A 6,882-nucleotide genomic window follows, 5' to 3' on the forward strand; every position below is an offset into this window, starting at 1 on the left:
ATGACGGTGTCGGGCTCGGCGCTGGGCTTCAGCTGGTACGGCGAAGCCGGGCAAAGCTATGCGCTCGAAACCACCGACGATTTGGTTGCCGGAAGCTGGCAAACCGTCACCAACGTGACCGGCACCAACGGGCTCGTTTCGCTGACCGGCTCCACGGACAACACCAACGCCTTCTATCGCGTTAAGTCGGTCGAGTAACGAACCCCCGGAAGCGTCTCCTTCACTGTGTTCTTGCAACCGTGTAGGAGAACGGAAAGAAATGAACGGAACCCCATTAAAAACCACCTGGAGAAAAAAATGATACCAACCGCTAAACTCATCACCGCCGTCTGTCTAAGCCTTTGTTGCGCCGGTCCGGCGATGGCAAAGAAACCGCTTAAAATCTACATCCTGGCCGGGCAGTCGAACATGGTCGGTACCGGCGGGATCGCGACCTTCGACCATATCGGCGACGATCCCGCGACCGCGCCATTGCTCAAGAAGATGCGGGGGCCCGACGGTAAGCCGAAAACGTGCGAGCGGGTTTGGATTTCGTCGTGGAACGGAAAGATGAACCAATATGGCGGCGAGGGTTTCGGCAAGTTGACGGCCGGGTACGGTGTCCGCCGGACCGATCCCGCGCAGCCCGACGATTTCATCGGGCCCGAATATATGTTCGGCATCACCATGGAGGAGGCGTACGACGGGCCGATCTTGCTCATCAAGACCGCATGGGGAGGTCAAAACCTGAGCGTCGATTACCGGTCGCCGGGCTCCGGGCCATACGTAATGAATGACTATCAGGTGGAGGTCTTGACCCAAAAGGGCGCGCTCGAGCGGGTCCGGGCCCAGAAGGCGGAAGCGACGGGACGGAACTATCGTTACATGATGGATCATGTGAAAAACGTCCTGGGCGATATCAAGCGGGTCTGTCCGGACTACGATCCGGATGCGGGGTATGAATTGTCGGGCTTTGTCTGGTTCCAGGGCTGGAACGACTTCAGCGACACGACGACCTATCCGTCGAGTTACGGCGAGAAGCAGTACGATGAATACAGCAAATTGCTGGCGCAATTCATCCGCGATGTCCGGAAGGACCTGGAGACTCCGCAACTGCCGTTCGTCGTGGGCGTGATCGGTGTATACGGGAATTACACCCCCGGCACCTTCAAGGTCGTCAACAAGTCGGACGAACGCATGAAGCTTTTCCGTAAAGCCATGGCCGCGCCGGCGGAAATGGACGAGTTCAAGGGGCGTGTCGTTGCCGTCCAGACGGCGCCCTTCCGGGAAGATGCACTCGGATTCATCGAGCAGAAACAAACCATCGTGCAGGCCATGGGTAGAAAATTGTCGAAGAAGCTGCCGGACGGCCCCAACGCGGATGGCTCGATGACTGCGGAAGAGCGCAAGGCCTACATGGATGATTACAAAGCCAAAATCCTCACCCCGGAAGAGATGGCCCTATGGGACCGTGCGACCGCGATCGGCGGTTTCATCCACTACTACGGATCGGCTAAATTCCATGCCCAGGCCGGCAAGGCATTCGCCGAGGCCATGCTGAAAATAGAAGAGTAAGCCGAAGGTTTAAGGCGTCCTGCGACGAGGCGAACAGTCGGGGCCGGAATCGGTGGTTTTAGGAGACGGGATATCGATTTAAGCGGAGACCTCTATCCGGGCCTGTCCGGCACCAACGCCTTCTACTGCGTCTATTGGGGCGAATAACCAACGTGCAACTGGAGCGCAAATCTTTGAGTCCAATGTTACTGAATAAAATCACGATTCTCTTTAGTTGCCTGTTTTTGGGCGCGACGGCCCATGCCGCGCCGAAATTCTGGACGTGGACGGGATATAACAAAAACAAGGATTGGGAAGCGTACTTCGGGGAGATGAAGGCCGTCGGCGTTACCGGATTCATCATGACGAGGGACAAGGCGGCCTTCGAGCAGGTCATCCCGATCGCCGACCAGGTTGGGGTGGACGTTTATGCGTGGATGTGGATTCTGAACAACCGTTCGCTGGCCCAAGAGCATCCCGAATGGCTCGACTACAACCAAAAAGGCGAGTCGCTCCGGGAGAAGAAGGCGTATGTCGACTACTATAAGTTTCTAAACCCGGCCATTCCGCAGGTGCAGGATGCGATCGTTCAGCAGGTCGAGGAGATCGCGAGCATCGAGGGCCTCAAGGGCGTGAGTCTGGATTACTGCCGCTTTGTCGATGCGATCCTGCCGACGACGCTGTGGAAAAAATACGATGTGGTCCAGGATCGGGTCTATCCGGAGTGGGACTATGGGTATCACCCCGTCATGATCGGGCGCTTCAAGGAAACGCATGGCTACGATCCCCGCCGTCAGGAGAACCCCGCCTTGGACGAAACGTGGCGGCAGTTCCGGATGGATCAAGTCAACGAGCTGGTGTTCAAGCTGAAGGCGGTGACCCGCAAACATGGCGTGGAACTGACGGCATCGCCGTTTCCAACGCCCGGCATGTCCCGCCACATGCTCTACCAGGACAGGGGGAAGTGGCCGTTGGACCGGTCGCTCGCCATGATCTTCGACGGCTTCTATGATGGCAACTTGGATTGCCGGTTGCGTCAAGACTGCCGTCGCGACATGGACCCGAATGAAAAGCTTTACTTCGGTGTTTTTGTTCCGGGCGATTAAGGAAGATCGCGGGTTCGATGTCTTCGATGCCATGCAAACCGCGTTTGACAACGGGGCCGTGGGCGTCGCCTTTTTCTCGCTGGATCCGCTCCTGAAAAACGACAGGGAAAGGCACAAGGACTTTCCGCGGCGAACTCGGGAAAATAAAGCGAAGGGGGCCTCGAAGTTTCCCGCTTTACTTGCGTGATCGGGCGGGTTCTTTCCAGACGCGGTTATCGCTTGCAAGGTACCATAGAGCCCGTCCCGTTTTGGCGATGTCCTTTGTTTACAGGGTTTTTTGCGGGTAAAATTCCTGACATAAGAGGCATTTTTTAGGGTTCGTTTAATAAAACCACGTCTGCTTTCTGCCGGGGAGGGTTGGGGATTGTACACAACGATGCCTGTATTGTGCAATTTGTGCGTTGGTTTTTGTGGTTAAAATATAATTTGGTTTCAGCAACACGTTGGTTGAGTCGTTTGCCGAGCGTTTTGAGCGGTAGGCGAAGTTGTTTTATCCATTTGGACACGATTGCCACAAACAAGGCACTTGGGTGTTTTTATTAATTGTTAATGTAAAAGAGGAGATAGATACGAAGAGTGGATCCTAGCCAGGGTTGTGTTCTTTCCTGAATCACGCGGCGGAATGTTGCCTTGGAGTCGGTAGTAAACAAAGCAAACCAATCCAGAAGGGGGTATTGAGGTGAAAACATTTAAAACTGCAATGATGATGGGGGTTGCCGCGATGGTAGCCGTTGCTGGTAATGGTGAAACCATTGTGTATCAAGACGTCTTCGACAACGATGGGCTTTACGTCAATTCCGGGATCGGGGGAGGGATGGGTACATATAGCAGGCAAGGGGGGCCCTTCGTTGATGACGGTGTATTGGATCCCCAAGCCTCGGCCCACAATGATCGCGGGAACGTCTATTCATTGGGCGATTTCGATCTGTTCGGTGGGTTCAAGCTGGAAGTTAGCTATGACGTAGATGACGTGTCCAGCATCAGTGCCAGCCGCGTCAATATCGGTTTGGTCGACGCCTCAGTAGATTTTTCGAGTCAAGACGATTCCTTCTACATCTCCGATTTTCTACGCACCGCTGCGCAATGTGGAATTGGCATGGATCTGACGGCTTCCGATGGCGATCAGGGACTTGCTTATTCGGATGGCGCAAGCGTAACGCAGTTGTCGAGCATCGCTTTCGGCACTGGTACGCATTCCTTTGTGCTGGAAGTGGAGGCGGACAGTTGCTGGTCCTACAGCATTGACGGAGGAACCGCCGTGACAGGAACGATTGTGGGTGGGTTTAATTTCGGCCAGGCGTATAAGTTTTTCGTATATGTTCAGGATACGGAAAACGGGTTCTCGATGAATAGCGTGACCCTTACGGCCAAGAGTGACCGTCTGACGGAAACACTCGAGGCTCTTTCGGAGCTGGAAAACCACCTTCTTGGTTCAACCCCGCTGACCGGATCGGAGATTGCACTCGATATGTATACCATCACCAACAATGCCGGACTGTTCGCATCGAACACGACTGTTATTGCGGCGGGATTCGATCTGGTGGAGGCCTACGATGCCGAAGAAGGAGCGCTGTGGCTATCGGGAAGCTCAGTTCAGAGCTTCGACCGAACCACCGTTTCGGACGAAGATATTGACTGGGTCGTCTACAACGTAATGCAAACCATCATGGATGAAACTTACACGGTAGCGAATGTGGCGGCGAACGCATCCTTCCTTGATGGCAAGTTGTTCGGTTGTTCGGCTGGTTTTCCGGGTTCGGTGTCCGCTCCGGTAACCGCGACCAATACGGTGACCATCAATGCAAGCTACCCCGAGGACGAAGCCTGGCCCCGTTCAGGCGAAGGAATATATGCACGTAAACCAACTGGCAACTATGTTGCGCCGGGAACGATTGCCACGGTAGCGGTGCCCGCTGCACTCGTGGGCAAGGGGTATCAGATTCGCGTCGGAGCCCAAAGCTGGGATCTGGAAACGCGCAAGGATACCGTTAAGCGCCTAGACCGTTCCTCCATCGTTTACGATATCGACAGCACCGAAACCAAAGTGGGAAGTCCTATTGGTGGTGGTATATACATTCAAGTCCCCTACCTTCAGGAGGAAGGAGTTGTCGATATCGACATCGTGGGAGCTGTACGATCCCCGTTCTATTCATCCAACAACATTACCGGGCACATCACCTCTCTCGCCGAATGGCAGGATACCGAGCGGAACTATCCGGCACCTTGGGCAGATTTCCAAACCGAAAACTTCTTGGCGCAGGTCCCGACCGACTGGATCTATAACCTAGACGACCCGGTTTCCCCGATGGCGGATTGGAGTCATGGAATCGATATCATGAATGATCTTATGGGGCGTTCCCGACGTCGAGATATTGAAACCATGTACATTCAGGTCGATGTCATCAAACGCGGAGACGCGTATTATCCGGGTTATCCGACGGCCAATACCACCTATGATCCGGCTACGAATTACGAAGGGCTAAAGCTGAACCATTTCACTGAAGGGGCTAAATCCGCTCCCTACTGGCTTTTTCACGAGCAAGGGCATGCCTATCTGATGCACAAGTTCGACGGGGAGACCGAATCCACTGTCAATCTGCCGCACGTTGCCATTTGGAACAACGGATTTGGGATCGATCTCGATCTCTCCTTTCGCTCGTCGTTGAGCTATGCCGACAACGCCAACCGTACCCTGAACAACACCGCAGTGACCTGGATGCTCTGCTCCAACTTCGTGAATGGAGTGGAGATGGAGGTGAAGGAAAAGAATTACCAGCTGAAAGGGCATGCCAAGTTCGTGGACATGGCCCGACTGTTTGGTTGGGATGCGGTGAATGATTATTTCGCGGGAATGGTCGAAGATGGTATTGATCGGGATGCGGATCAAACACACGATGAACTGATCGATCGACTGTCCGTTGCCGCAAACGTGGATGTGAGGCCGCTGATCCATTTCTGGGGTGTGCATCCGGGCTCCAGCGCCACGGTTTCCGCATCCATGGAAGCATCGAACGACATCTACGACCTGCTCGTCTATTACCGTAGCTTGATTCCCGCCGATAACGCGGAGTTTCGGTCTTTTACCACAGGATGGTGGGACGGGCAGCCTAGCTTGGGCGGTTATATGACTGAAATCGATCATGCATCCCAATGGGACAGCTATGATCAAACCTCCTGTGCCGCAATCGCGGCTCAACTGGACTCGATCATTGATCTCTATTTCCCCAATGGTGATCCCGATTCCAGTTTGACGTCCACCGCGGTGCCATCCTTGCTCTTCTCCGATACGTTCGATTCCGACGGACTGTCCGTGAACTACGGGACGGGCGGAGGCATGGTCAACAACTCCATCTCTACCTTGGCGTTTTCGGATGACGGCAATCTGTCCGCATCGCAAAGCACGGTTGGGTATCAGCGGGCGGTGGCCTATACCGAGCATACGTTCGCCGTCTCAAACGGGTTTACCTTAAAGGTAACGTACGATATTGAGATGACGGAAACGGACCTCGCGGATTCGGCTGCATTCGGTTTGGTGGATGGCACCAACGATTTGAGCGGAGTCTTCGTTGCCGAGACCCCGCAAAACAGCATCGGTATCAGTCTGACTGATCGTGGGGATTTGCAGGGGCTCAACGAAACAACATACGTGGACGGAGATGCCGATGGTCTGTTGGTTAATTTAAGCAACGGACAACTTGTCGAGGCGGGTGAAAATAAAACCTGCACGCTGACGGTCGATGCGAATGGTAACTTCCGTTACAGCATCGACGGTGAGGACGCGGCAACCGGCACCACGACGTTCGACCTGACCAGAAAATATCATTTCGCGGCCTATACGCAACGCGATGCCGGGTTCACGATTCAGAGCGTTCAGTTGTATTCCTATGCGGACACCACGGTCACCAATGATGTGGAAGCCAGTTGGCTGGTTGGCTACGGCCTTGAACCGACCGACGCCGGGGCATTGGCCGATACCGATGGCGATGGGCGAGCCAACTGGGAAGAATACTTTGCCGGAACGAACCCCATGGTTGCCGACAATCCCCCCGGCCTCCGCGTCACCGAATATTACCTGACCACCGGAGATTTCTCCGGAACGTCGGCGACGCTGACGTTGGATCAGGCGCTGGCGGACGACTATTTCATTCTCGTTCGAGGTTCTCGCGACGGCAACGCTTTGTCGATGCCGGACAACGACTACGCCCGGGTAACCGCAGTCCCCGCCGGCACCGGCGACATGGCC

5 protein-coding genes are annotated in these 6,882 nt (G+C 54.8%); all 5 read left to right on the forward strand.

Translation table 11 applies throughout. The features are described from left to right. A partial coding sequence (locus ABYO54_RS12085; RefSeq protein WP_372808509.1) for a hypothetical protein occupies nt 1-198 on the forward strand: 198 nt, incomplete at its 5' end. Nucleotides 199-297: 99 nt separating this feature from the next. After that, on the forward strand, nt 298-1,554 hold the full coding sequence (locus ABYO54_RS12090) for a sialate O-acetylesterase (protein ID WP_372808510.1): 1,257 nt from the start codon (nt 298-300) through the stop codon (nt 1,552-1,554). A gap of 182 nt (nt 1,555-1,736) precedes the next feature. Continuing rightward, nucleotides 1,737-2,639: a hypothetical protein gene (locus ABYO54_RS12095; RefSeq protein WP_372808513.1), complete on the forward strand. Its 903-nt coding sequence runs from the start codon at nt 1,737-1,739 to the stop codon at nt 2,637-2,639. Then, a complete protein-coding gene (locus ABYO54_RS12100) occupies nt 2,599-2,826 on the forward strand; it encodes a hypothetical protein (RefSeq protein ID WP_372808511.1) in 228 nt (75 codons plus the stop codon). The genes ABYO54_RS12095 and ABYO54_RS12100 overlap by 41 nt, the downstream gene beginning before the upstream one ends. A gap of 492 nt (nt 2,827-3,318) precedes the next feature. Continuing rightward, the coding region (locus tag ABYO54_RS12105; RefSeq protein WP_372808512.1) for a M60 family metallopeptidase at nt 3,319-6,882 on the forward strand (3,564 nt) is incomplete at its 3' end.

The organism is Pontiella sp. (assembly GCF_041622395.1).
Lineage (GTDB): Bacteria > Verrucomicrobiota > Kiritimatiellia > Kiritimatiellales > Pontiellaceae > Pontiella.

Excerpts from the sequence above, each read along its gene's own strand:
- ABYO54_RS12090 (WP_372808510.1), top strand. The coding sequence starts at position 298 with ATGATACCAACCGCTAAACTCATCACCGCCGTCTGTCTAAGCCTTTGT.
- ABYO54_RS12095 (WP_372808513.1), top strand. The coding sequence starts at position 1,737 with ATGTTACTGAATAAAATCACGATTCTCTTTAGTTGCCTGTTTTTGGGC.
- ABYO54_RS12100 (WP_372808511.1), top strand. The coding sequence starts at position 2,599 with ATGAAAAGCTTTACTTCGGTGTTTTTGTTCCGGGCGATTAAGGAAGAT.